This window comes from Paraburkholderia sp. Ac-20347 (assembly GCF_017104805.1).
GTDB lineage: Bacteria > Pseudomonadota > Gammaproteobacteria > Burkholderiales > Burkholderiaceae > Paraburkholderia > Paraburkholderia tropica.
In genome coordinates this window covers 16,125-38,115 of sequence record NZ_JAAGPN010000065.1, presented here as the reverse complement: position 1 = coordinate 38,115, position 21,991 = coordinate 16,125, and the positions used below count along the sequence as shown (strand labels likewise).

27 protein-coding genes and 1 tRNA gene are annotated in these 21,991 nt (G+C 64.7%); 27 read left to right on the top strand and 1 reads right to left on the bottom strand.

Features of this window, described 5'->3' with window-relative positions; translation table 11 throughout:
- The first annotated feature begins 307 nt into the window (after nucleotides 1-307).
- The 20 genes from G3N97_RS15245 to tatC all read left to right on the top strand — a co-directional run bounded on the left by G3N97_RS15245 (nucleotide 308) and on the right by tatC (nucleotide 15,230).
- The gene (locus tag G3N97_RS15245; RefSeq protein WP_205993999.1) at nucleotides 308-940 is read left to right on the top strand and encodes an ABC transporter substrate-binding protein; all 633 of its coding nucleotides are present in this window, start codon (nucleotides 308-310) and stop codon (nucleotides 938-940) included.
- Nucleotides 937-1,209, top strand: coding sequence for an STAS domain-containing protein (locus G3N97_RS15240; RefSeq protein ID WP_205993998.1), 273 nt, complete (start codon nucleotides 937-939; stop codon nucleotides 1,207-1,209). The genes G3N97_RS15245 and G3N97_RS15240 overlap by 4 nt, the downstream gene beginning before the upstream one ends.
- Nucleotides 1,210-1,426: 217 nt before the next feature.
- Complete coding sequence (locus G3N97_RS15235) at nucleotides 1,427-2,362, top strand: ABC transporter ATP-binding protein (protein WP_205993997.1); 936 nt, start codon at nucleotides 1,427-1,429, stop codon at nucleotides 2,360-2,362.
- Nucleotides 2,359-3,114 carry an ABC transporter permease gene (locus tag G3N97_RS15230; RefSeq protein WP_205993996.1) on the top strand — a complete coding sequence of 252 codons (756 nt, stop codon included), beginning with the start codon at nucleotides 2,359-2,361 and terminating at the stop codon, nucleotides 3,112-3,114. Before G3N97_RS15235 ends, G3N97_RS15230 begins: the two co-directional genes overlap by 4 nt.
- Before the next feature lie 27 nt (nucleotides 3,115-3,141).
- Nucleotides 3,142-3,381, top strand: coding sequence for a BolA family protein (locus G3N97_RS15225; protein ID WP_065062699.1), 240 nt, complete (start codon nucleotides 3,142-3,144; stop codon nucleotides 3,379-3,381).
- 108 nt (nucleotides 3,382-3,489) lie between these two features.
- Nucleotides 3,490-4,752: a UDP-N-acetylglucosamine 1-carboxyvinyltransferase gene (murA, locus tag G3N97_RS15220; RefSeq protein ID WP_205993995.1), complete on the top strand. Its 1,263-nt coding sequence runs from the start codon at nucleotides 3,490-3,492 to the stop codon at nucleotides 4,750-4,752.
- A complete protein-coding gene (gene hisG, locus G3N97_RS15215; RefSeq protein ID WP_065062697.1) occupies nucleotides 4,749-5,447 on the top strand; it encodes an ATP phosphoribosyltransferase in 699 nt (232 codons plus the stop codon). The genes murA and hisG overlap by 4 nt, the downstream gene beginning before the upstream one ends.
- A 66-nt stretch (nucleotides 5,448-5,513) precedes the next feature.
- Nucleotides 5,514-6,833, top strand: a complete 1,320-nt coding sequence (gene hisD, locus G3N97_RS15210; RefSeq protein WP_205993994.1) for a histidinol dehydrogenase — start codon at nucleotides 5,514-5,516, stop codon at nucleotides 6,831-6,833.
- 263 nt (nucleotides 6,834-7,096) lie between these two features.
- Nucleotides 7,097-8,173 carry a histidinol-phosphate transaminase gene (gene hisC, locus G3N97_RS15205; protein ID WP_205994001.1) on the top strand — a complete coding sequence of 359 codons (1,077 nt, stop codon included), beginning with the start codon at nucleotides 7,097-7,099 and terminating at the stop codon, nucleotides 8,171-8,173.
- An 81-nt stretch (nucleotides 8,174-8,254) separates the two neighbouring features.
- The gene (hisB, locus tag G3N97_RS15200) at nucleotides 8,255-8,842 is read left to right on the top strand and encodes an imidazoleglycerol-phosphate dehydratase HisB (protein ID WP_065062696.1); all 588 of its coding nucleotides are present in this window, start codon (nucleotides 8,255-8,257) and stop codon (nucleotides 8,840-8,842) included.
- A gap of 193 nt (nucleotides 8,843-9,035) precedes the next feature.
- Nucleotides 9,036-9,677, top strand: coding sequence for an imidazole glycerol phosphate synthase subunit HisH (gene hisH / locus G3N97_RS15195; RefSeq protein ID WP_065062695.1), 642 nt, complete (start codon nucleotides 9,036-9,038; stop codon nucleotides 9,675-9,677).
- A 193-nt stretch (nucleotides 9,678-9,870) separates the two neighbouring features.
- Nucleotides 9,871-10,623 carry a 1-(5-phosphoribosyl)-5-[(5-phosphoribosylamino)methylideneamino]imidazole-4-carboxamide isomerase gene (hisA, locus tag G3N97_RS15190; protein WP_065062693.1) on the top strand — a complete coding sequence of 251 codons (753 nt, stop codon included), beginning with the start codon at nucleotides 9,871-9,873 and terminating at the stop codon, nucleotides 10,621-10,623.
- 182 nt (nucleotides 10,624-10,805) lie between these two features.
- A complete protein-coding gene (gene hisF, locus G3N97_RS15185; protein ID WP_205993993.1) occupies nucleotides 10,806-11,579 on the top strand; it encodes an imidazole glycerol phosphate synthase subunit HisF in 774 nt (257 codons plus the stop codon).
- Nucleotides 11,580-11,582: 3 nt separating this feature from the next.
- The gene (hisI, locus tag G3N97_RS15180) at nucleotides 11,583-11,999 is read left to right on the top strand and encodes a phosphoribosyl-AMP cyclohydrolase (protein ID WP_065062689.1); all 417 of its coding nucleotides are present in this window, start codon (nucleotides 11,583-11,585) and stop codon (nucleotides 11,997-11,999) included.
- Nucleotides 11,996-12,364 carry a phosphoribosyl-ATP diphosphatase gene (locus G3N97_RS15175; protein ID WP_065062687.1) on the top strand — a complete coding sequence of 123 codons (369 nt, stop codon included), beginning with the start codon at nucleotides 11,996-11,998 and terminating at the stop codon, nucleotides 12,362-12,364. Before hisI ends, G3N97_RS15175 begins: the two co-directional genes overlap by 4 nt.
- 109 nt (nucleotides 12,365-12,473) lie before the next feature.
- A complete protein-coding gene (locus tag G3N97_RS15170; RefSeq protein ID WP_065062682.1) occupies nucleotides 12,474-12,869 on the top strand; it encodes a DUF4870 domain-containing protein in 396 nt (131 codons plus the stop codon).
- A gap of 54 nt (nucleotides 12,870-12,923) precedes the next feature.
- Complete coding sequence (locus G3N97_RS15165; RefSeq protein ID WP_205993992.1) at nucleotides 12,924-13,292, top strand: histidine triad nucleotide-binding protein; 369 nt, start codon at nucleotides 12,924-12,926, stop codon at nucleotides 13,290-13,292.
- A gap of 205 nt (nucleotides 13,293-13,497) precedes the next feature.
- On the top strand, nucleotides 13,498-13,734 hold the full coding sequence (gene tatA, locus G3N97_RS15160) for a Sec-independent protein translocase subunit TatA (protein WP_065062678.1): 237 nt from the start codon (nucleotides 13,498-13,500) through the stop codon (nucleotides 13,732-13,734).
- Between the two features lie 71 nt (nucleotides 13,735-13,805).
- Nucleotides 13,806-14,378 carry a Sec-independent protein translocase protein TatB gene (gene tatB / locus G3N97_RS15155; RefSeq protein WP_205993991.1) on the top strand — a complete coding sequence of 191 codons (573 nt, stop codon included), beginning with the start codon at nucleotides 13,806-13,808 and terminating at the stop codon, nucleotides 14,376-14,378.
- Nucleotides 14,379-14,447: 69 nt separating this feature from the next.
- A complete protein-coding gene (gene tatC / locus G3N97_RS15150) occupies nucleotides 14,448-15,230 on the top strand; it encodes a twin-arginine translocase subunit TatC (RefSeq protein WP_205993990.1) in 783 nt (260 codons plus the stop codon).
- 174 nt (nucleotides 15,231-15,404) lie between these two features.
- On the opposite strand, the gene G3N97_RS15145 is transcribed toward tatC, so the two are convergent.
- Complete coding sequence (locus tag G3N97_RS15145; protein ID WP_205993989.1) at nucleotides 15,405-16,622, bottom strand: Do family serine endopeptidase; 1,218 nt, start codon at nucleotides 16,620-16,622, stop codon at nucleotides 15,405-15,407.
- Nucleotides 16,623-16,641: 19 nt separating this feature from the next.
- Between G3N97_RS15145 and G3N97_RS15140 the strand changes: the two genes are divergently transcribed.
- The 7 genes from G3N97_RS15140 (at nucleotide 16,642) to G3N97_RS15110 (ending at nucleotide 21,970) form a co-directional block, all read left to right on the top strand.
- Nucleotides 16,642-17,388, top strand: a complete 747-nt coding sequence (locus tag G3N97_RS15140) for a Nif3-like dinuclear metal center hexameric protein (RefSeq protein WP_205993988.1) — start codon at nucleotides 16,642-16,644, stop codon at nucleotides 17,386-17,388.
- Nucleotides 17,389-17,657: 269 nt separating this feature from the next.
- Nucleotides 17,658-18,278, top strand: coding sequence for a ubiquinol-cytochrome c reductase iron-sulfur subunit (gene petA / locus G3N97_RS15135; RefSeq protein ID WP_205993987.1), 621 nt, complete (start codon nucleotides 17,658-17,660; stop codon nucleotides 18,276-18,278).
- On the top strand, nucleotides 18,278-19,666 hold the full coding sequence (locus tag G3N97_RS15130) for a cytochrome bc complex cytochrome b subunit (RefSeq protein ID WP_205993986.1): 1,389 nt from the start codon (nucleotides 18,278-18,280) through the stop codon (nucleotides 19,664-19,666). Before petA ends, G3N97_RS15130 begins: the two co-directional genes overlap by 1 nt.
- A 141-nt stretch (nucleotides 19,667-19,807) precedes the next feature.
- Entirely contained in the window at nucleotides 19,808-20,527 is a 720-nt protein-coding gene (locus G3N97_RS15125) for a cytochrome c1 (protein WP_241030596.1), read from the top strand.
- A 113-nt stretch (nucleotides 20,528-20,640) separates the two neighbouring features.
- Nucleotides 20,641-21,252: a glutathione S-transferase N-terminal domain-containing protein gene (locus G3N97_RS15120; protein ID WP_027797364.1), complete on the top strand. Its 612-nt coding sequence runs from the start codon at nucleotides 20,641-20,643 to the stop codon at nucleotides 21,250-21,252.
- Nucleotides 21,253-21,324: 72 nt separating this feature from the next.
- Complete coding sequence (locus tag G3N97_RS15115; RefSeq protein WP_205993985.1) at nucleotides 21,325-21,876, top strand: ClpXP protease specificity-enhancing factor; 552 nt, start codon at nucleotides 21,325-21,327, stop codon at nucleotides 21,874-21,876.
- Between the two features lie 18 nt (nucleotides 21,877-21,894).
- A tRNA-Thr gene (locus tag G3N97_RS15110) sits at nucleotides 21,895-21,970 on the top strand.
- The last annotated feature ends 21 nt before the right edge of the window (nucleotides 21,971-21,991 follow it).

Here is a 21,991-nt window from a genome sequence, read left to right as displayed (position 1 = left end):
CGGCTTCCGGCGCCTCGCAGACCACGGTGCCGGGCGGCGACGTCGTCCCGCCCGCGCGCATCGGTTTCCCGAGCCTCCTGCGTCTGCATTGAGAGGCGGCGGCGAGTGGTTCGCACAGGGCGGAACGCCGGTTTTCCGGCGTCCGGAGCGCTCAGGTCCGACGTAACAAGCTGAAACGCTTGTCGCAATTTCCTGGCACTCTTTGACTCAGTGCGATAGAACTCGCGTGCTATCGTTGGCTCGAATAACAGGCGCGATTCGGGGCTCATCGCCCGAAATCGCGCCTCCCCAACTTGCAGGACACGATATGAAAAAATTCTTGTTGTTCCCGATTTTCGCCATGTTCTTCGCGTTTGCCGGCACGGCGTCCGCGCAGTCCGTCGACACCAGCAACCCCGATGCGATGGTCAAGTCGATCACGCAGCAGGTCATGGACCAGATCAAGGGTGACAAGTCGATCCAGTCCGGCGACATCAGCAAGATCACGCAACTGGTCAACGAGAAGATCCTGCCGTACACCGACTTCCGCCGCACCACGCAGCTCGCGATGGGCCGCAACTGGCGCACGGCGACGCCCGACCAGCAGCAACAGGTCATCGAACAGTTCAAGACGCTGCTGATCCGCACGTACTCGGGCGCGCTCGCCCAGGTGCGCGACCAGCAGATCGACTACAAGCCGTTCCGCGCGAACCCGGACGACACCGACGTCGTGGTCCGCTCGACCGTCATGAACAACGGCCAGCCGATCGAACTCGACTACCGCCTGTACAAGACGGCGCAAGGCTGGCGCGTGTATGACATCAACGTGCTCGGCGCATGGCTGATCCAGGCGTACCAGCAGCAGTTCCAGGAAAAGATCCAGCAGGGCGGCGTGCAAGGTCTGATCACCTTCCTCACGCAGCGTAACCAGCAGCTGGCTTCGGGCAAGGCCGCTTCGTGAGCGAACGCTTCGCCACCGGCGCCACGCTGACCCACGAGAGCGCGAAGGCCGCGCTCTCGGCGGGGCTCGCGCAGATTGCGTCGGGCGCGACCGCCGTCGACTGCGCGCCGCTCACGCAGTTCGATTCGTCCGCGCTCGCCGTGCTGCTCGCCTGGCAACGCGCCGCGAGCCAACGCGGCGCCATCCTGAGCGTCGTCAATCTGCCCGCCGCGCTCGCGTCCCTCGCGCGCGCCTATGGCGTCGATTCGCTCCTCCACGAGCGACATTGACGCGCGGCGGCTCCCCGAGCCGCCGCGTCCCCCTTCAAGTCAACGCCAGGCCCAGGCCGGGCCTTCCGACTTGGCCTATAATCAAATGTTTTTTGGGCGTTGCCCCGGCTCGATCGGGTAGCGCAGCAGACGGCCTGTGCCGTCCCCAATTCCGGTCTTCCCCGCAGCATTGATGCACTTACCGGCCGCACCGTTTACCACGGGCGGCGTCCGAGTCATGCCAGCCATAGAAATCCGCAACGTCAAGAAGCGCTACAAAGAGCTTCAGGCGCTCAAAGGCGTCAGCTTCACGGTCGAAGAGGGCGAGTTCTTCGGGCTGCTCGGCCCGAACGGCGCGGGCAAGACGACGCTCATCAGCGCGCTTGCCGGCCTCGCGCGTGCCGACGAAGGCACGATCGAAGTCCGCGGCCACGACGTCGTCACCGATTACCGCAACGCGCGCCGCAATCTCGGCGTCGTGCCCCAGGAACTGGTGTTCGATCCGTTTTTCACGGTGCGCGAGACGCTGCGCATCCAGTCCGGCTACTTTGGTCTGCGCAATAACGACGCGTGGATCGACGAAGTCATGGCCAATCTCGACCTCACCGAGAAAGCCGACGTCAACATGCGCGCGTTGTCGGGCGGCATGAAGCGCCGCGTGCTGGTCGCGCAGGCGCTGGTGCATCGTCCGCCCGTGATCGTGCTCGACGAGCCCACGGCGGGCGTCGACGTCGAACTGCGCCAGACGCTCTGGAAATTCATCGCGCGCCTGAACCGCGAAGGCCACACGATCGTGCTCACCACGCACTATCTGGAAGAAGCGGAAGAGCTCTGCGACCGCATCGCCATGCTGCGCCGCGGTGAAGTCGTGGCGCTCGAACGCACGAGCACGCTGCTGCAGCGCTTCGCGGGCACGCAGCTGTTCCTGCGCTTCTCGGAAGGCGCGCTGCCGACCGAATTGCGCGCGCTCGAAGTCGATACCTCGAATCTGCCGAACGGCGGCGGCAATCAACATCTGCTGCGCCTGAACAGCTACGAAGACGTGGAGCGCATCCTCGCGCTGTGCCGCGCGAACGGCTGCAAGCTCGAGGAAATGGAAGTGCGCAAGGCCGATCTCGAAGACGTCTTCGTGCAGGTGATGAACGGTCCGGAAGTGATCGAGGGGCTCGCATGAGCGGTTTCCGTACGCTGTTTTACAAAGAAGTGCTGCGTTTCTGGAAGGTCGCCTTCCAGACCGTGCTCGCGCCGGTCATCACCGCGCTGCTCTATCTGACGATCTTCGGTCACGCGCTGCGCGGCCACGTCGAGGTCTATCCGGGCGTCGAGTACACGAGCTTCCTGATTCCGGGTCTCGTGATGATGAGCGTGCTGCAGAATGCGTTCGCGAATTCGTCGTCGTCGCTGATCCAGTCGAAGATCACGGGCAATCTCGTATTCGTCTTATTGCCGCCGCTGGCCGCCTGGGAGATGTTTGGCGCCTACGTGCTCGCCTCGATCGTGCGCGGCCTCGCCGTGGGCGCGGGCGTGTTCGTCGTGACGATCTGGTTCATTCCGATGAGCTTTGCCGCGCCGCTTTACATCATCGCTTTCGCGGTGCTCGGCTCGGCGATTCTCGGCACGCTCGGCCTGATCGCCGGGATCTGGGCCGAGAAGTTCGACCAGCTCGCGGCGTTTCAGAACTTTCTCATCATGCCGCTCACGTTCCTGTCGGGCGTGTTCTATTCGACGCATACGCTGCCGCCGGTGTGGCGCGAAGTGTCGCGGCTCAACCCGTTCTTCTACATGATCGACGGCTTCCGCTACGGTTTCTTCGGCTTGTCCGACATTAACCCGCTCGTGAGCCTCGCGATCGTTTTCGTCTTTTTCGTGGTGCTGGCCACGCTCGCGATGCGTCTGCTCGCAAGCGGCTACAAGCTGCGCCACTAAGTGAAATTCAGGCAGGAGCCTCTCACCATGTTGTCTTCGGAACAGCTCAAGCAGTACATCCTGGCCGGGCTCGCGTGCGAGCATCTGGAGGTCGAGGGCGACGACGGCACGCACTTCTCCGCGGTCGTCGTTTCGTCGGCTTTCGAAGGCAAGCGTCTGATCCAGCGCCATCAGCTCGTCTATGCGGCGCTCGGCGACCGCATGCGCGCGGAAATCCACGCGCTCAGCATGAAGACGCTCACGCCCGCCGAATGGCAGAACGCATAATCTGGAATCTCAGTGCGAATTACCCAGGATAAAGGCGCCGCAGCCAGCGGCGCCGCTCAACTCGACGCAGCGCCGCACAGCGGTCGCACCGATCAGGAAACCTCAGGCATGGACAAACTCGTCATCGTCGGCGGGCGGAAGCTCGCAGGGGAAGTCACCGTTTCCGGTGCGAAGAACGCCGCGCTGCCCATTCTCTGCGCCGCTCTGCTGAGCGCGGAACCCGTTCATCTCGACAACGTGCCCGACCTCCAGGACGTGCGCACGACGCTCAAGCTGCTCAACCAGATGGGCGTGCGCACCGAGCAGGACGGCGCGCGCGTGCAACTCGACGCCTCGAACGTGAACAACCTCGTCGCGCCGTATGAGCTGGTCAAGACCATGCGCGCCTCGATCCTCGTGCTCGGGCCGCTCGTCGCGCGCTTCGGCGAGGCGAAGGTGTCGCTGCCGGGCGGCTGCGCGATCGGCGCGCGTCCGGTCGATCAGCACATCAAGGGCCTGCAGGCGATGGGCGCCGAGATCAACATCGAGCACGGCTTCATCGAAGCACGCGCGAAGCGCCTGAAGGGCGCGCGCATCGTCACCGACATGATCACGGTCACCGGCACGGAAAACCTGCTGATGGCCGCCGTGCTCGCCGACGGCGAGACGGTGATCGAAAACGCCGCGCGCGAACCGGAAGTGGGCGACCTCGCGCACCTGCTGGTGGCGATGGGCGCGAAGATCGAAGGCATCGGCACCGACCGTCTCGTGATTCAGGGCGTGGAGAAACTCCACGGCGCGCAACATACGGTCATTCCCGACCGCATCGAAGCGGGCACGTTCCTGTGCGCGGTCGCGGCGACGGGCGGCGACGTCACCTTGCGCAATGTGCGTCCGCACACGCTCGACGCGGTCACGGACAAGCTGCGCGAAGCGGGCGTGACGATCGAAGAGGGCGACGACTGGATGCGCGTGCGCATGCACGAACGCGCGCGCGCCGTGAACCTGCGCACCTCGGAATACCCGGCGTTCCCGACCGACATGCAGGCGCAGTTCATGGCGCTCAACACGATCGCCGACGGCACCTCGCAAGTGGTCGAGAACATCTTCGAAAACCGCTTCATGCACGTGCAGGAACTGAACCGCCTGGGCGCGCACATCACGATCGACGGCAAGACCGCGCTGATCGCGGGCGTGGAAAAGCTCTCGGGCGCGAAGGTCATGGCGACCGATCTGCGTGCGTCGGCGAGCCTCGTGATCGCCGCCATGTGCGCCGAAGGCGAAACGCTGATCGACCGCATCTATCACCTCGATCGTGGCTACGACCGCATGGAAGCGAAGCTCACGAAGATCGGCGCGAATGTGAAGCGCATCAAGGGGAGCGAAGCATGAGCACGGTCGAATCCAGGCCGACGCCGGCCGCCGCCTCCAGCGCGCCGCTGACGCTCGCGCTCTCGAAAGGCCGCATCTTCGAAGAGACGATGCCGTTGCTGGCCGCCGCGGGCGTGCACGTGGCCGAAGATCCGGAAACCTCGCGCAAGCTGATCCTGCCGACCACCGATCCGAACCTGCGCGTGATCATCGTGCGCGCGACGGACGTGCCCACCTATGTCGAGTACGGCGCGGCCGACTTCGGCGTGGCGGGCAAGGACGTGCTCAACGAGCACGGCGGCGGCGGGCTCTATCAGCCGGTCGATCTCGACATCGCGCGCTGCCGTCTGTCGGTGGCCGTGAAGGCGGGCTTCGACTACGCGAACGCGGTGCGCCAGGGCGCGCGTCTGCGCGTGGCGACCAAGTACACCGAAGCCGCGCGTCAGCATTTCGCGGCCAAGGGCGTGCACGTCGACCTCATCAAGCTGTACGGCTCGATGGAACTGGCGCCGCTCGTCGGTCTCGCCGACGCGATCGTCGACCTGGTGAGCACCGGCGGCACGCTGCGCGCCAACAATCTGGCCGAAGTCGAAGAGATCATGCCGATCTCGTCGCGCCTCGTCGTCAATCAGGCGGCGCTCAAGCTCAAGCGCGCCGCGCTGCGGCCGTTCCTCGACGCGTTCGAACGCGCGTCGCGCGGCGAGCAGGCCGCATAAGCAGTCCGCGCGCCGCGCGCCTCGTGTGAGGCGCCGCGCGCACAACCGATACGGATGGATACCAGCATGGCTATCACGATGCGCAAACTCGATTCCAGCGCCGAAGGTTTCAAGAAGGCGCTGCACGCGGTGCTCGCTTTCGAGGCGAGCGAAGACGAAGCCATCGAGCGCTCGGTCGCGCAGATCCTCGCCGACGTGAAGGCGCGCGGCGACGCCGCCGTGCTCGAGTACACGAACCGCTTCGACCGCCTGAACGCCACGAGCGTCGCGGCGCTCGAACTGCCGTTCAGCGAACTCGAAGCGGCGCTCGAAAGTCTCGAACCGAAGCAGCGCGCGGCGCTCGAAGCGGCGGCGGCGCGCGTGCGCGGCTACCACGAGAAGCAGCGCATCGAGTGCGGCTCGCATAGCTGGCAGTACACCGAATCGGACGGCACCGTGCTGGGCCAGAAGGTCACGCCGCTCGACCGCGTCGGCCTGTACGTGCCGGGCGGCAAGGCGGCGTATCCGTCGTCGGTGCTGATGAACGCAATTCCCGCGCGTGTCGCGGGCGTGCGCGAGATCGTCATGGTCGTGCCCACGCCGGACGGCGTGAAGAACCCGCTCGTGCTGGCGGCCGCGCTGATCTCCGGCGTCGACCGCGTGTTCACGGTCGGCGGCGCGCAGGCGGTGGGCGCGCTCGCCTACGGCACGCAGACCATTCCGCCCGTCGACAAGATCTGCGGCCCGGGCAACGCCTATGTGGCCTCGGCCAAGCGCCGCGTGTTCGGCACGGTCGGCATCGACATGATCGCCGGTCCGTCGGAAATCCTCGTGATCTGCGACGGCACGACCGATCCGCGCTGGGTCGCGATGGACCTGTTCTCGCAGGCCGAACACGACGAACTCGCGCAGTCGATCCTGCTGTGCCCGGACGAAAACTTCATCAAGCGCGTGGAAGCCGCCATCGACGAACTGCTGCCGACCATGCCGCGCGCGGACGTGATCGCCACGTCGCTCACGAATCGCGGCGCGCTCGTGAAGGTGCGCGACATGGCCGAAGCCTGCGCGATCGCCAACGACATCGCGCCGGAGCATCTGGAAATCTCGGCGCTGGAGCCGCAGAAGTGGGGCGCGGAAATCCGCCACGCGGGCGCGATCTTCCTCGGCCGTTACACCAGCGAAAGCCTTGGCGACTACTGCGCCGGCCCGAATCACGTGCTGCCTACGTCTCGTACCGCACGTTTCTCGTCGCCGCTGGGCGTCTATGATTTCATCAAGCGTTCGAGCCTGATCGAAGTCAGCGCGGAAGGCGCGCAGACGCTGGGCGAGATCGCGGCGGAACTGGCCTACGGCGAAGGGCTGCAAGCCCACGCGCGCAGCGCCGAATACCGCATGAAGCAGAACTGATCGGGCAGCGCCGGTCGAGCAGCACCGATCGGCGCAATCGAGCTCGGTTCGTGGCGCCGCCCGGCGCCGCGGCCGCGCCCGATGCCTGGAAATCCGAAGTAACCGGCCGGGCCATGGCAGCCAGCAATGTGCCAGGCCCCGCGAATGCCTCACAAGGCACCGATAACAACCCGAGACCAACGATCACCTGGACGGTCATGCAGCCGGGCGCTGCGAACCGACCGTTCCTGCCGGCTTGCCGCCTCGCGCGCCAGCCTTCCGACATGACGACACCTCAAGATCTGATCCGCTCCGATGTGCTCGCAATGACGAGCTACCCGGTGCCCGACGCATCCGGCTTCGTGAAGCTCGACGCGATGGAAAACCCGTTCCCGCTGCCCGCCGATCTGGCGGCGAAGCTGGGCGAGCATCTCGCGGGCGTCGCGCTGAACCGCTATCCGGCGCCGCGTCCCGAGGCGCTGCTGGCGAAGCTCAAGACCGCGCTGCGCGTGCCGGCCGACTGCGACGTGCTGCTCGGCAACGGTTCGGACGAAATCATCAGCATGATCACGATGGCGTGCGCGAAGCCGGGCGCGAAGGTGCTCGCGCCGGTGCCGGGCTTCGTGATGTACGCGATGTCGGCGAAATTCGCGCAGCTCGACTTCGTCGGCGTGCCGCTCAACGCCGACTTCACGCTCGATCTCGACGCCATGCTCGCCGCCATCGACGAGCACAAGCCGGCGGTGATCTGGCTCGCGTATCCGAACAATCCGACCGGCACGCTGTTCGACGACGCCGACATCGAGCGCGTGATCGCGGCCGCCGACGCCGCGGGCTCGCTCGTGGTGATCGACGAGGCGTATCAGCCGTTCGCGCAATCGAGCTGGTTGCCGCGCGCGGGAGCGTTCCCGAACGTCGTCGTCATGCGCACGATGTCGAAGCTGGGCCTCGCGGGCATTCGTCTGGGTTATCTCGCGGGCCGCGCCGCGTGGCTCGACGAATTCGACAAGGTGCGTCCGCCGTACAACGTGAACGTGCTCACCCAGGCCGCCGCCGATTTCCTGCTCGATCACCTCGACGTGCTCGACGCGCAGGCCGCGCAACTGCGCGCGGGCCGGGCGCAACTGGCCGCCGAAGTGGCGAAACTGCCGGGCGCCGAAGTGTTCCCGAGCGCGGGAAATTTCCTGCTGGTGCGCGTGCCGGACGCCCACGCCGTGTTCGATACCCTGTTGACCGCGCGGGTTTTGATCAAAAACGTGAGTAAAATGCACCCATTGCTGGCGAATTGCGTGCGCCTGACCGTCGGGACCCCCGACGAGAACGCGCAACTGATCGCCGCCCTGAAGCTTGTGCTCAAGTGAATCGTCCCCACTGTTCACCGTATTGAGAAGCGCGCTTCGTTCTCTAATCCCTCCTGTACGGGCTGTTTGAAGGAAATTGCCATGCGCGTCGCGCAAGTCGTTCGCAACACCAGCGAAACGCAAATCCGCGTCAAAATCAATCTGGACGGCACCGGCGAGCAGAAGCTCGCGACCGGCGTGCCGTTTCTCGACCACATGCTCGACCAGATCGCACGACACGGTCTGATCGATCTCGAAGTCGAGGCGCATGGCGACACGCAGATCGACGACCACCATACGGTGGAAGACGTCGGCATCACGCTCGGTCAGGCGGTCGCTCAGGCGATCGGCGACAAGAAGGGCATCCGCCGCTACGGCCATGCCTACGTGCCGCTCGACGAGGCGCTCTCGCGCGTCGTGGTCGACTTCTCGGGCCGTCCGGGCCTGGAGTTCCACGTGCCGTTCACGCGTGCGCGCATCGGCACCTTCGACGTCGACCTGTCGATCGAATTCTTCCGCGGCTTCGTCAATCACGCGGGCGTGACGCTGCATATCGACAATCTGCGCGGGCTCAATGCCCACCATCAGCTGGAAACCGTGTTCAAGGCCTTTGGCCGCGCGCTGCGTCAGGCCGCCGAGTTCGACGAGCGCCAGGCCGGCAAGATTCCGTCGACCAAGGGCAGCCTGTAAGCGGTGCCGGCGGGCGTCCCGCGGCTGCGTCGCTGCGCCAGTTAAGGGCGCGCGCGCGCCGCAAGGCGTAGATTGACGGGTTTGAACGGCATCGGCGGCGAGCCTGGGCGGTGGCGCTCCGAAGTTGTTCGCGAAGCCAGGGCACGAAGCAAACCGGGCAAGGCCCAACATGGCCCACGCGGCCTGAATCGAGATGAAAACTTCAATTGCGATTGTGGATTATGGGATGGGCAACCTGCGTTCGGTCGCCCAGGCGCTGAAGCAGGCCGCGCCGGAAGCCGACGTGCAGATCGTCGAGCGTCCCGAAGCGATCCGCGCAGCCGACCGCGTCGTGCTGCCGGGCCAGGGCGCGATGCCCGACTGCATGCGCAGTCTCGCTGAATCGGGCCTGCAGGACGCCGTGCTCGAAGCCGCGCGCAGCAAGCCGCTGATGGGCGTGTGCGTGGGCGAGCAGATGCTGTTCGACTGGAGCGCGGAAGGCGACACTAAGGGCCTCGGCCTGTTGCCGGGCAAGGTCGTGCGCTTCGAACTCGCGGGCCGGCTGCAGGACGACGGCTCGCGTTTCAAGGTGCCGCAGATGGGCTGGAACCGCGTGCGCCAGGCGCGTGCGCATGCGCTGTGGGACGGCGTGCCTGACGAAAGCTTCTTCTACTTCGTGCACAGCTACTACGTGGTGCCGGACGACGCGTCGCATACCGTCGGCGAAACGCCTTACGGCGCGGCCTTTACCTCGGCGGTGGCGCGGGATAACATTTTCGCGACCCAATTCCACCCGGAAAAGAGCGCCGCGGCAGGCTTGCGCGTGTATCGCAACTTCGTCCACTGGAACCCCTGATTTCGAATGCGGCGCTGCCTGAATGCAGGCAGACCGGCGCCGGGGCCCGGCCAACGAGGCCGCCCCGCGCCGATCTCCGTTGGCAAGGTCGTCGAAAGAGTTGTACTAAACTAGCGAAACGGCGTCGGATCGGGCCTTTTATCCACCGAAGCCGGCTGATTTCAACCTCATTCCCAGATATTCCCCGATTGCTATGCTGCTGATTCCGGCCATCGATCTCAAAGACGGTCACTGCGTACGCCTGAAACAAGGCGATATGGACCAGGCGACGATTTTTTCCGAGGAACCGGCGGCGATGGCCCGACATTGGGTCGAGCGTGGCGCGCGCCGTCTGCACCTCGTCGATCTGAACGGCGCATTCGCCGGCAAGCCGAAGAACGAAGATGCCATTCGCGAAATCATCCGCGAAGTGGGCGACACGATTCCCGTGCAGCTCGGCGGCGGCATCCGTGACCTCGACACCATCGAGCGCTATCTCGACGACGGCCTCTCCTACGTGATCATCGGCACCGCCGCGGTCAAGAACCCGGGCTTCCTCCAGGAAGCGTGCACGGCGTTCGGGGGCCACATCATCGTCGGGCTGGACGCGAAGGACGGCAAGGTCGCCACCGACGGCTGGAGCAAGCTCACGGGCCACGAAGTCGTGGATCTCGCGCGCAAGTTCGAGGACTACGGTGCGGAGTCGATCATCTACACCGACATCGGCCGCGACGGCATGCTGCAAGGCATCAACATCGAAGCCACGGTGCGCCTCGCGCGTGCGGTGAAGATTCCGGTGATCGCGAGCGGCGGCCTGTCGAATCTCGCCGACATCGACGCGCTCTGCGAAGTGGAAGACGAGGGCGTCGAAGGCGTGATCTGCGGCCGCGCGATCTACTCGGGCGACCTCGACTTCGCGGCGGCGCAATCGCGCGCGGACAGCCTGCGCGAATCGGACGACGCGTAAGCGTCGCCCCCACGGCCTCCGCGAGCGGAGGCCTTTTGCTTTTATGCCGCGCGCGGCCCGAAGCCGCTAGAAGTGGCCTGCTGCTGTGGCCCACTGCGGTGCCGCGCCCGCTATGCGGGCTTGCTCCGCTTGCGTCCGCTTTGGCGCCCGACCGACACTAACCAGGCATCACCGGCAAGATCATGGCTCTACCCAAACGCATCATCCCCTGTCTCGACGTGACGGCCGGACGGGTCGTCAAGGGCGTCAACTTCGTCGAACTGCGCGACGCGGGCGACCCCGTCGAAATCGCGCGCCGCTATGACGATCAGGGCGCCGACGAGCTGACGTTCCTCGACATCACCGCGACCTCGGACGGGCGCGACCTGATTCTGCCGATCATCGAAGCGGTGGCCTCGCAGGTCTTCATTCCGCTGACGGTCGGCGGCGGCGTGCGCGCCGTCACCGATGTGCGCCGCCTGCTCAACGCGGGCGCGGACAAGGTCGGCATGAACTCGTCGGCGGTCGCGAATCCGCAACTGGTGCGCGATGCGGCCGACAAGTACGGCTCGCAGTGCATCGTCGTGGCGATCGACGCCAAGCGCACCTCGGCGCCGGGCGAAGCGCCGCGCTGGGAAGTGTTCACGCACGGCGGCCGCAAGGCCACGGGCATCGACGCCGTCGAATGGGCGCGCAAGATGGCCGAGTTCGGCGCGGGCGAAATCCTGCTCACGAGCATGGACCGCGACGGCACCAAGAGCGGCTTCGACCTCGATCTCACGCGCGCCGTCTCGGACGCGGTGCCGGTGCCCGTGATCGCCTCGGGCGGCGTGGGCGGCCTGCAGGATCTGGCCGACGGCATCGTCAAGGGCCACGCCGACGCGGTGCTCGCGGCGAGCATCTTCCACTACGGCGAGCACACGGTCGGCGAGGCGAAGCGCTTCATGGCCGACCAGGGCATTTCGGTGAGGATGTAAGCCATGACGACCGGATCGATTGAACAGGCGGGCTGGCTCGACAAGATCAACTGGGACGCCAACGGCCTCGTGCCGGTGATCGCCCAGGAAGCCACGACTGGCGACGTGCTGATGTTCGCGTGGATGAACCGCGAGGCGCTCGCCAAGACCGTCGAGCTGCGTCGCGCGGTGTACTTCTCGCGTTCGCGCCAGCGCCTGTGGTTCAAGGGCGAGGAATCGGGCCACGTGCAGCATGTGCACGAGATTCGCCTCGACTGCGACGAAGACGTCGTGCTGCTCAAGATCGAGCAGGTGTCGGGCATCGCCTGCCACACGGGCCGCCACTCGTGCTTTTTCCAGCAATTCGAAGGCACGGTCGACGAGGGCCGCTGGGTCGCCGTCGATCCCGTGCTGAAAGACCCCGAGCACATCTACAAATGACGCAACTGAACACCAACGACACCCTGCTGCGCCTCGCGGCGGTGATCGACAGCCGCAAGGGCGGCGATCCGGACGCATCGTATGTCGCGCGCCTGTTCCACAAGGGCGACGACGCGGTGCTCAAGAAGGTCGGCGAAGAAGCGACGGAAGTCGTGCTGGCCGCCAAGGACGTGCGCCAGGGCGGCGCGCCGAAGGCGCTGGTCGGCGAAATGGCCGATCTGTGGTTCCATTGCCTCGTGACGCTCTCGCATTTCGACCTGAGCCCCGCCGATGTGCTGGCGGAACTCGAACGCCGCGAAGGCCTCTCGGGCCTCGAAGAAAAGGCGCTGCGCAAGAGCCAGGAGCGCGAGGCGAACGGCGACTGACGGCGGACCCGGCGCGGGTTCCCGCGCAGACAGGCGCATGCCGCCGGGCACTCCGGCGGCGCTTGCCCACCCACGCGGCGCGCGCGCCGCTCACCAGGGGAGACGCAACATGTCCACGACGCCCGGCGGTTATCCGCCTCCAGCCGTGCGCGATCCGCTCGACGCGGACCGCCTGCGCAGTCTGCGCACTCTCACGCACGTGCTCTACGGTCTGTATGCGTTTTACTGGCTCACCGGCGGCGTGACCGTGCTGGTGGCGATCATCATCAATTACCTCAAGCGCGACGAAGCGGCGGGCACGCCCTACGAGCAGCATTTCACCTGGCAGATCCGCACCTTCTGGCTCGGGCTGGCCGGGCATCTGATCGGGATTGCGCTGTTTTTCGTGCTGATCGGCATTCCAATTTTGTGGGCTGTCGCGATCTGGACGTTGTACCGTATCATCAAAGGCTGGCTGTATCTGCACGACAACAAACCGCTGCGCGATCCGCGCGCGTGGGTTTGATGCCGCAGGTCCGAGGGACCGCAGGGTAAGCGGGCCGGTCATTCCGGGAGCATCATGAGCCACGATCGCAGCACCTGTCTGTTCTGCAAGATCGCCGACGGCGCGATTCCGGGCACGCGTGTCTACGAAGACGACGAATTCGTCGCTTTCCGGGACATCCGCCCCGCGGCGCAGACGCACGTGCTGGTGATCCCGCGCGAACATATCGCGACGCTCGCCGATTGCGGTGAAAAGGACGCTCCGCTGCTTGGTAGAATGTTCGTGCTGGTGGCGCGTCTCGCGAAGGATCTCGGCGTGTCGTACACCGGCGGCGACACCGGTTTTCGCACGGTCGTGAATACGGGGCCCGGCGGCGGTCAGGAGGTGTATCACCTGCACGCGCATTTGCTGGCCGGCCCGCGTCCGTGGCAGCGCATGGGTTGAAGGCGTGCAGCGTCTCTGTACGCACGCGGCGCATGGGCCTATAAAGCAACAAAGGTCTGCATAAAGAGGTTGGCATGCCACGCAGCCGCCACACCTCGCAGGCACTATGAGTGACCGGACCGTTTTTTACGCAGCGCGCTTTGGCGCGCCAACGTTTTCTCGCTGCGCACAAGGCGCGGCGTCGGGGTTAAGGAGAGTTTTGATCATGGGTTCGTTGAGCATCTGGCATTGGCTGATCGTGTTGTTGATCGTGGCGCTCGTCTTCGGCACGAAGAAGCTGCGCAATATCGGTAGCGACCTCGGCGGTGCGGTCAAGGGTTTCAAGGAAGGCATGCGCGAGGGCGAAGAAGCGCCCGACGCGGCAAAGCGCGAACTGCCGAAGAACGGCGGCACGGTCGACGTCGACGCCAAGGACAAGACCTCGAGCAACGACCTCCGCTAAGCGCGGCGGTCATCTGCTTGCCGTGTCTGTTTTGCTTTTTCCCGCTCCAAGGCTGACGGAAAGCTCCATTCATGCTTGATCTGGGTCTCACGAAGATGGCGCTGATCGGCGTCGTCGCGCTGGTCGTTCTCGGACCGGAGCGCCTGCCGCGCGTCGCGCGCACCGCAGGCGCGCTGTTCGGGCGCGCGCAGCGTTACATCAACGACGTCAAGGCCGAAGTCACGCGCGAGATCGAACTCGACGAACTGCGCCGCATGAAGGGCGAGTTCGAGCAGGCTGCGCAGAACGTCGAAAAGAACGTTCACGAGAATCTGCGCAAGCACGAAACCGAGCTCAACGACGCTTGGAACCAGGGCACGAGCGTGTCGCCCAGCATCGCGGGCGGCGCGGACCCGGCTGCCGTCACGGCGGAAAGCGCGGTGTCCGGCATGGCCGGAATTTCCGATGGTTCTTCCGCGGCGGCATGGCGTTCCGGCGATGCCGGCGCGCCCACCGCAAAGCGCAAGAACTGGCGCGTGAAGCAGACGGCGGCGCCCGTGTGGTACAAGCGCGCGACGCTGCGGCGCACGCGCGTGCAGTCGGGCGCGGCGCGCGTCGCGCAGCACACGCCGGCCAGCCTGCGCCGGCCCACGCGTTTCTTCTGACGCGCATTCCCAGATCGCGATGCCGCAGCCGCATTCGAACTTCCCCATCTCCAACCCCCGAGGGCCGGTGTGAGCGACCCCCAGCAAAACCAGGGCGAGGGCGCTGAAGAGACCTTCATCTCGCACCTCGTCGAACTCCGCGACCGCATCATCCGCGCGGGCATTGCCGTTATCGTTGTGTTCGTCGGGCTCGTGTATTGGGCGCCGGACATCTTCCGGCTGCTCGCGCGCCCACTCATGCAGAATCTGCCGCGCGACGGCAAGATGATCGTCACCGACGTGACCGGCTCGTTCTTCGTGCCGATGAAAGTGACGATGCTCGTCGCCTTCGTGATCGCGCTGCCCGTCGTGCTCTACCAGATCTGGGCGTTCGTCGCGCCCGGGCTCTATCAGCACGAGAAGAAGCTCGTCGCGCCGCTCGTGGCGAGCAGCTACACGCTGTTCCTGTGCGGCATGGCGTTCGCGTACTTCGTGGTGTTTCCGACGATCTTCCGCGTGATGGCGCACTACAACGCGCCGCTCGGCGCGGAGATGACGACCGATATCGACAATTACCTGAGCTTCGTGCTCACGATGTTCATTGCGTTCGGCGTGACCTTCGAAGTGCCGATCATCGTCGTGCTGCTCGTGCGCATGAACGTGCTCACGGTGAAGAAGCTCAAGGAAATCCGTCCGTACGTGATCGTTGGCGCGTTCATCGTCTCCGCGGTCGTGACGCCGCCGGACGTGTTCTCGCAGCTCATTCTGGCGCTCCCGCTGATCATCCTCTACGAAGCGGGCATCATTGCCGCGCGCGTCTTTATCGGCACCGGCGAGAAGAAGGCCACCGACGAGAGCGAAGCGACAAGCTGACGTCGCGCGATCTTGCCGCAGCACAGCGCGGCGCGACAAAAGACAAAAGGCCGCGAACGGTGACGTTCGCGGCCTTTGTGTTTGGTGCGGGTTGGTGCGCGTTATTGCGGTTCGTCGCGATTCGTTGAGGTGAGAGACGAGGCCGCGCGTGCGGCCTTGCCGACCTCAACCACCTCAACCGCCGTCGTCGTCGCCTTCGCCGTCTTCGTTGGCAGGCTGTTTCGGCGGCGGCGGGCGCTTGCCGATCATGACGTCGAGATCCAGATCCTTGTTCTTGCGCACGAGGTGAACCTTCGCGTCGGTGCCGGGCTTGATCTGCGCGATCACGTTCAGCAGGCGCGTGGTGTCGGTGATGGACTCGCCGTTCACGGAGAGCAGGATGTCGCCCGGCTTGATGCCGGCCTTGTCGGCGGGGCCGCCTTGCAGCACGCCCGCGACGATCGCGCCGGACTTCTCGTTGATGCCGAACGACTCGGCGATCTCGGGCGTGAGGTCCTGCGGCTCCACACCGATCCAGCCGCGCGTGACCGAGCCGGTCGTGATGATGCTCTCCAGCACGCTGCGCGCCGTGGAAACGGGAATCGCGAAACCGATGCCGAGCGAGCCGCCCGAGCGCGAGTAAATGGCCGTGTTGATGCCGAGCAGATTGCCGCCGACGTCGACGAGCGCGCCGCCCGAGTTGCCGGGATTGATCGGCGCATCGGTCTGAATGAAATTCTCGAACGTGTTGATGCCGAGGTGATTGCGGCCCAACGCGCTGATGATGCCCATCGTGACCGTCTGGCCGACGCCGAACGGATTGCCGATGGCTAGCACGACGTCGCCCACGCGAGCCTGATCCATCCGGCCGAGCGTGATCGTGGGCAGGTTCGGCAGATTGATCTTGAGCACGGCCAGATCGGTTTCCGGATCGATGCCGATCACCTTGGCGTTGGTGGTGCGGCCATCGGACAGCGCGATTTCGATCTGATCCGCGCCGTCGATCACGTGCTGGTTCGTTAGAATGTAACCGTCCGGACTGACAATGACGCCCGAACCGAGATTCGCGGCGGGCTGTTCCTGCTGCTTGCGGTTGTGATTGCGATCGCCGAAGAAGTAGCGGAACAGCGGGTCGTTCTGGCGCGGATCGGGCGGCAGCGAGCCGTCCTTGCTGGAGAATACGTTGACGACCGCGGGCATGGCCTTCTGGGCGGCGTCCGCGTAGGACCCCTGGGCGGAGCCGCCGCCGATGCCCGGCGCCACCTCGCGCAGCGCGACGATGGGTTCGGCCAGCTGTTTGCCGAGTTGCCCCTGGTGCTGAAGCCACTGCGGCTTGAGCGTCGCGATGATGAACATCAACGCCAGCAGGACCGTCACCGCCTGGGCGAAGAACAGCCAAAAGCGTCTAAGCATTTGAAGATTAGAGGATTATATGGATCGGATCGAACTGGAATTGTATCTGAACAATCTTCTGGAAACCGGGCGGTTCAAGGACTACTGCCCCAATGGGCTGCAGGTGGAAGGGCGGCGGCGCGTGCAGAAGATCGCGACCGGCGTGACCGCCTCGCTGGCCTTTCTGGAAGCCGCGCTCGAGTGGGGCGCCGACGCCGTGCTGGTCCATCACGGCTACTTCTGGAAGAACGAGGCGCCGCAAATTACGGGCCGCAAATATCGCCGCCTGAAGACGCTGCTCGCGCACGACCTCAACCTGTTCGCCTACCATCTGCCGCTCGATTGCCACCCGGAGTTCGGCAATAACGCGCAGCTGGGCGCCAAGCTCGGCTGGATCGGCGAGCAACGTTTCGGCGAGCAGGATCTCGGCTGGATGGCCACGCTGCCCATGCCGATCACGCTCGCGCACTTCGCCGCGCAGGTCGAGCAGACGCTCGGGCGCACGCCGCTCGTGCTCGGCGATCCCGACTGGCAGCTGCGCCGCGTGGCGTGGTGCACGGGCGCGGCGCAGAGCCTCTTCGACGCGGCCATCGACGCGGGTGCCGACGTGTTCCTCACCGGCGAAATCTCCGAGCCCACTTTCCACACCTCGGCGGAGAGCGGCGTCGCGTTTCTCGCGGCCGGCCATCACGCGACCGAGCGCTTCGGCGTGCAGTCCGTCGGTGCGCACCTGGCTGAAACCTTTGATATCGATCATCTCTTTATCGACATCGACAATCCGGTTTGAGTGTTTCTCCGTCTTGCGCGTATTGCGCAAATGGCGCTGTTGAAGCGCGCGTGTCCCAGATCGCATGGATTTATTCACCGGGCATTTACAAACCGAAAAGAAATGCATCCCGATTTCTGGGGGAAAACCCCGAGTTATCAAGGACTTCGGGCGCTTTTTCGAGATCGCCCCTTGTAAATGCCAACTCCATTCGCGCACACTAGCGTTCGGCAGCATGCGGGTAAGCAATGGCATGACGGATAAATCCAACTCAGAAGTGGGGCGATGTGATGCGAGACAAAGAAAATGACCGCGTCGATGGCAGCCGCCGTACCTGGCTGATTGCGACGTCCGTAGCAGGTGGCATAGGAGGCGTCGCCACTGTCGTACCCTTTGTAGGCTCGTTTGCACCATCCGAAAAAGCACGCGCCGCCGGCGCGCCCGTCGAAGTCGACATCAGCGGTCTGCAGCCCGGTTCGCTCATGACGGTCGCCTGGCGCGGCAAGCCGGTCTGGATTCTCAACCGCACGGACCGCATGCTGGCGGACTGCAAGAAGGCCGATCCCGATCTGGCCGATCCCGATTCCGAGCATCCGTTTTCGATCCCGATGCCGGACTACTGCAAGAACGAATACCGCTCGCGCGCCGAGCATCAGCACATTCTCGTGGCCGTCGCCGTGTGCACGCATCTGGGCTGCACGCCGACGCCGCGCTTCCAGGAAGGACCGCAGCCGAACCTGCCCGACAGCTGGCCGGGCGGTTTCCTGTGCCCGTGCCACGGCTCCACCTACGATCTCGCCGGCCGCGTGTTCAAGAACAAGCCCGCGCCGCAGAACCTCGACATCCCCCGCTACATGTTCACGTCACCGACGCAGATCGTGATCGGCAAGGACGAAAAAGGAGAAGCGTGATGGCCACGGGACAAGAAAAACAGGTGGTGGAGACGACGGGCCTCGCGGGCTGGATCGACAAGCGCTTTCCGATGACCGCGACGTGGAAGGCGCACGTGTCCGAGTATTACGCGCCGAAGAACTTCAACTTCTGGTACTTCTTCGGCTCGCTCGCGCTGCTCGTGCTGGTGAACCAGATCGTCACGGGCATCTTCCTGACGATGAACTACAAGCCCGACTCGACGCTCGCGTTCGCCTCGGTCGAGTACATCATGCGCGAGGTGCCGTGGGGCTGGCTGATCCGCTACATGCACTCCACAGGCGCGTCGATGTTCTTCGTGGTCGTGTATCTGCACATGTTTCGCGGGCTTTTGTACGGTTCGTACCGCAAGCCGCGCGAACTGGTGTGGATCTTCGGCTGCGCGATCTTCCTGTGCCTGATGGCGGAGGCGTTCTTCGGCTATCTGCTGCCGTGGGGGCAGATGTCGTTCTGGGGCGCGCAGGTGATCGTGAACCTGTTCTCGGCGATTCCGTTCATCGGCCCGGATCTCTCGCTGTGGATTCGCGGCGACTACGTGGTGTCCGACGTCACGCTCAACCGCTTCTTCGCGTTCCATGTGATCGCGATTCCGCTCGTACTGCTCGGGCTGGTGGTGGCGCATATCGTCGCACTGCATGAGGTGGGTTCGAACAACCCGGACGGGATCGAGATCAAGGAGAAGAAGGACGCGAACGGCATTCCGCTCGACGGCATCCCGTTCCATCCGTACTACTCGGTGCACGACTTCATGGGCGTGTGCATCTTCCTGATGATCTTCGCGGCGATCATCTTCTTCGCGCCGGAAATGGGCGGCTACTTCCTCGAAGCGAATAACTTCATCCCGGCCAATCCGCTGCAGACGCCGCCCGAAATCGCGCCGGTCTGGTACTTCACGGCGTTCTACGCGATGCTGCGCGCCACGACCGACCCGTTCAAGATCGTGCTGATGATCGTGATCGGGCTGCTCGGCCTGTTCGCGCTGGTGCGCGCGCGCGGCAAATGGCGCGCGGGTCTGCCGGTGCTGGCGGTGCTCGTGATTCTGGCGATGGCCTTCACCGAGTCGAAATTCTGGGGCGTGGTGGTGATGGGCACGGCGGTGATCTCGCTGTTCTTCCTGCCGTGGCTCGATCGCGCGCCGGTGAAGTCGATCCGCTACCGGCCCACGTTCCACAAGGTTTTCCTCGGCGTGTTCGTGGCGGCCTTCCTCACCTTGGGCTTCCTCGGCACCCGGCCGCCATCGCCGGCGGCCACGCTGATCGCGCAGGTGTGCGCGCTGATCTACTTCGCGTTCTTCCTCGGCATGCCGTTCTGGACGCCGCTTGGCACGTTCAAGCAGCCGCCCGAGCGCGTGCGGTTCAAGCCCCATTAACTTGCGAGCGAGGAAGACATGACGATGGCATCTCTCTTTTCGACGCTCGCGCGGGCGGGCGGCTTGACGCGCAACCGGTCGTTCGGCCTGTCACGCGGCGTCCGGCGGGGCGTCGCGGCGCTCGCGATGGCGTGCGCCGCGATGGTGGGAACGGGTTTTGGGGTCGGAGCAGTGTCGGCGCAGGAAAACATTCCGCTCGACCGCGCACCCGATAACGGCGAAAATCTTGCTTCGCTGCAACATGGCGCGCAATTGTTTGTAAACTATTGCCTGAACTGCCACAGTGCGAGTCTGATGCGCTACAGCCGGTTGCAGGATCTCGGCATTCCGCAAAAGCAGATCGAAGATAATCTCTTGTTCACGACGGACAAGGTCGGCAACACGATGTCCATCGCCATGCGTCCGGACGACGCCAAGGCGTGGTTCGGCGTGGCGCCGCCTGACCTCTCCGTCGAAGCGCGCGCGAAGGGGCGCGACTGGCTGTACACGTATCTGCGCAGCTTCTACCGCGACGACACGCGTCCGACCGGCTGGAACAACATGGTGTTCGAGAACGTGAGCATGCCGCACGTGCTCTGGGAATTGCAGGGCGTGCGCACCGCGAAGTTCGAAGACACGGTGGACGAAGAATCCGGGGAAAAAGTCCGCCGCTTTGTGGGGTACCAACAGGTCACGCCGGGTAAGCTCTCGCCGGTGGATTATGATTCTGCCGTGGCCGACCTGGTGGCGTACCTCGGCTGGATGTCCGAACCGGAGCAGAAAACCCGCAAGCAGCTCGGCGTCTGGGTGCTGCTGTTCCTCGGCGTCTTGAGCTTTTTCGCGTGGCGACTGAACGCCGCGTACTGGAAAGATATCAAATAGGCACGTTCTGACCGACGTGGGGCCGGTGTCACGAAACACCGTCTGGCGGCTGCGAAGCCTCAGGCGGTGTTTTTGCCCGCCGGCCTTTTGGGTTTATTGAGGAAATGTAAATCATGATGGTTCTGTACTCCGGCACTACCTGCCCGTTCTCCCAGCGTTGCCGGCTGGTGTTGTTCGAAAAGGGCATGGACTTCGAAATCCGCGACGTCGACCTGTTCAACAAACCGGAAGACATCGCCGTGATGAACCCGTATGGTCAGGTGCCGATTCTGGTCGAGCGCGACCTGATTCTGTACGAGTCGAACATCATCAACGAGTACATCGACGAGCGCTTCCCGCATCCGCAGCTGATGCCGGCCGATCCGGTCCAGCGTGCGCGCGCGCGCCTGTTCCTGCTCAACTTCGAGAAGGAACTGTTCGTGCACGTCAGCACGCTCGAAAACGAGAAGGGCAAGGCCGCCGAGAAGAATCACGAGAAGGCACGCCTCGCGATCCGCGACCGCCTCACGCAGCTTGCGCCGATCTTCCTGAAGAACAAGTACATGCTCGGCGAAGAGTTCTCGATGCTCGACGTCGCGATCGCGCCGCTGCTGTGGCGTCTGGATCACTACGGCATCGAACTCTCGAAGAACGCCGCGCCGCTGATGAAGTACGCCGAGCGTATCTTCAGCCGCCCGGCCTACATCGAAGCGCTGACGCCGTCGGAAAAGGTGATGCGCCGCTAAGTCGGCCGCCGCCGTTGCAAACCGGAGGCGGCGCGCTGCTCGCGGGCGGGCCGCCTCGTCAGAGGACTGTTGATGCAAGAGATTTCCACCAAGCCGTATCTGCTGCGCGCGCTGTACGAGTGGTGCACGGACAACGGCTTCACGCCGCATATCGCGGTGCGGGTCGACAACCGCACGCGGGTGCCGCGCCAGTTCGTGCGCGACGGCGAGATCGTGCTGAACATCAGCTTCGAGGCCACGAGCCAGTTGCAGATGGGCAATGAGATGATCGAGTTTCACGCGCGTTTCTCCGGCAAGTCGCACAAGATCGAAGTGCCGGTGTCGAACGTGCTGGCGATCTACGCGCGCGAGAACGGCCAGGGCATGGCGTTCCCGGTCGAAGCGCCGGCAGGCGACGCGAACGACGTGCTGCCTTCCGCGCAGGACGAGCACGAGGAAACGGCTGCGCCCGCCACGGCGCCGGCAGCCGGACCGACGGCGGTGCCGAGCGTGGCGCCTGCTGCCGTGCCGGGCGAGACCGACGAGTCGGACGCATCTGCCGCCTCGACGAAGAGCGGCAAGGGTGAAACCGGCGACGACGGTGCCGCGAAAGGCGGTAAGGGTCACCTCAAGATCGTGAAATGAAGTAGAATCACGGGCTACGCCGGCTTAGCTCATCTGGTAGAGCAGTTGATTTGTAATCATCAGGTGGCGGGTTCGAGTCCTGCAGCCGGCACCAAAACAGTTCGAGAAAGGGTTA

Bases quoted from the DNA above. Each gene is read 5' to 3' on its own strand.
- G3N97_RS15165 (WP_205993992.1), top strand. From the start codon at position 12,924: ATGAGCCACGATCGCAGCACCTGTCTGTTCTGCAAGATCGCCGACGGC.
- hisG (WP_065062697.1), top strand. From the start codon at position 4,749: ATGAGCACGGTCGAATCCAGGCCGACGCCGGCCGCCGCCTCCAGCGCG.
- G3N97_RS15145 (WP_205993989.1), bottom strand. From the start codon at position 16,622: ATGCTTAGACGCTTTTGGCTGTTCTTCGCCCAGGCGGTGACGGTCCTG.
- hisD (WP_205993994.1), top strand. From the start codon at position 5,514: ATGGCTATCACGATGCGCAAACTCGATTCCAGCGCCGAAGGTTTCAAG.
- G3N97_RS15130 (WP_205993986.1), top strand. From the start codon at position 18,278: ATGGCCACGGGACAAGAAAAACAGGTGGTGGAGACGACGGGCCTCGCG.
- hisC (WP_205994001.1), top strand. From the start codon at position 7,097: ATGACGACACCTCAAGATCTGATCCGCTCCGATGTGCTCGCAATGACG.
- hisI (WP_065062689.1), top strand. From the start codon at position 11,583: ATGACGACCGGATCGATTGAACAGGCGGGCTGGCTCGACAAGATCAAC.
- hisF (WP_205993993.1), top strand. From the start codon at position 10,806: ATGGCTCTACCCAAACGCATCATCCCCTGTCTCGACGTGACGGCCGGA.
- G3N97_RS15245 (WP_205993999.1), top strand. From the start codon at position 308: ATGAAAAAATTCTTGTTGTTCCCGATTTTCGCCATGTTCTTCGCGTTT.
- G3N97_RS15140 (WP_205993988.1), top strand. From the start codon at position 16,642: ATGGATCGGATCGAACTGGAATTGTATCTGAACAATCTTCTGGAAACC.
- hisA (WP_065062693.1), top strand. From the start codon at position 9,871: ATGCTGCTGATTCCGGCCATCGATCTCAAAGACGGTCACTGCGTACGC.
- tatA (WP_065062678.1), top strand. From the start codon at position 13,498: ATGGGTTCGTTGAGCATCTGGCATTGGCTGATCGTGTTGTTGATCGTG.
- murA (WP_205993995.1), top strand. From the start codon at position 3,490: ATGGACAAACTCGTCATCGTCGGCGGGCGGAAGCTCGCAGGGGAAGTC.
- G3N97_RS15225 (WP_065062699.1), top strand. From the start codon at position 3,142: ATGTTGTCTTCGGAACAGCTCAAGCAGTACATCCTGGCCGGGCTCGCG.
- G3N97_RS15125 (WP_241030596.1), top strand. From the start codon at position 19,808: ATGGTGGGAACGGGTTTTGGGGTCGGAGCAGTGTCGGCGCAGGAAAAC.
- G3N97_RS15230 (WP_205993996.1), top strand. From the start codon at position 2,359: ATGAGCGGTTTCCGTACGCTGTTTTACAAAGAAGTGCTGCGTTTCTGG.
- petA (WP_205993987.1), top strand. From the start codon at position 17,658: ATGCGAGACAAAGAAAATGACCGCGTCGATGGCAGCCGCCGTACCTGG.
- G3N97_RS15170 (WP_065062682.1), top strand. From the start codon at position 12,474: ATGTCCACGACGCCCGGCGGTTATCCGCCTCCAGCCGTGCGCGATCCG.
- G3N97_RS15235 (WP_205993997.1), top strand. From the start codon at position 1,427: ATGCCAGCCATAGAAATCCGCAACGTCAAGAAGCGCTACAAAGAGCTT.
- hisH (WP_065062695.1), top strand. From the start codon at position 9,036: ATGAAAACTTCAATTGCGATTGTGGATTATGGGATGGGCAACCTGCGT.
- tatB (WP_205993991.1), top strand. From the start codon at position 13,806: ATGCTTGATCTGGGTCTCACGAAGATGGCGCTGATCGGCGTCGTCGCG.
- G3N97_RS15115 (WP_205993985.1), top strand. From the start codon at position 21,325: ATGCAAGAGATTTCCACCAAGCCGTATCTGCTGCGCGCGCTGTACGAG.
- G3N97_RS15120 (WP_027797364.1), top strand. From the start codon at position 20,641: ATGATGGTTCTGTACTCCGGCACTACCTGCCCGTTCTCCCAGCGTTGC.
- G3N97_RS15175 (WP_065062687.1), top strand. From the start codon at position 11,996: ATGACGCAACTGAACACCAACGACACCCTGCTGCGCCTCGCGGCGGTG.
- hisB (WP_065062696.1), top strand. From the start codon at position 8,255: ATGCGCGTCGCGCAAGTCGTTCGCAACACCAGCGAAACGCAAATCCGC.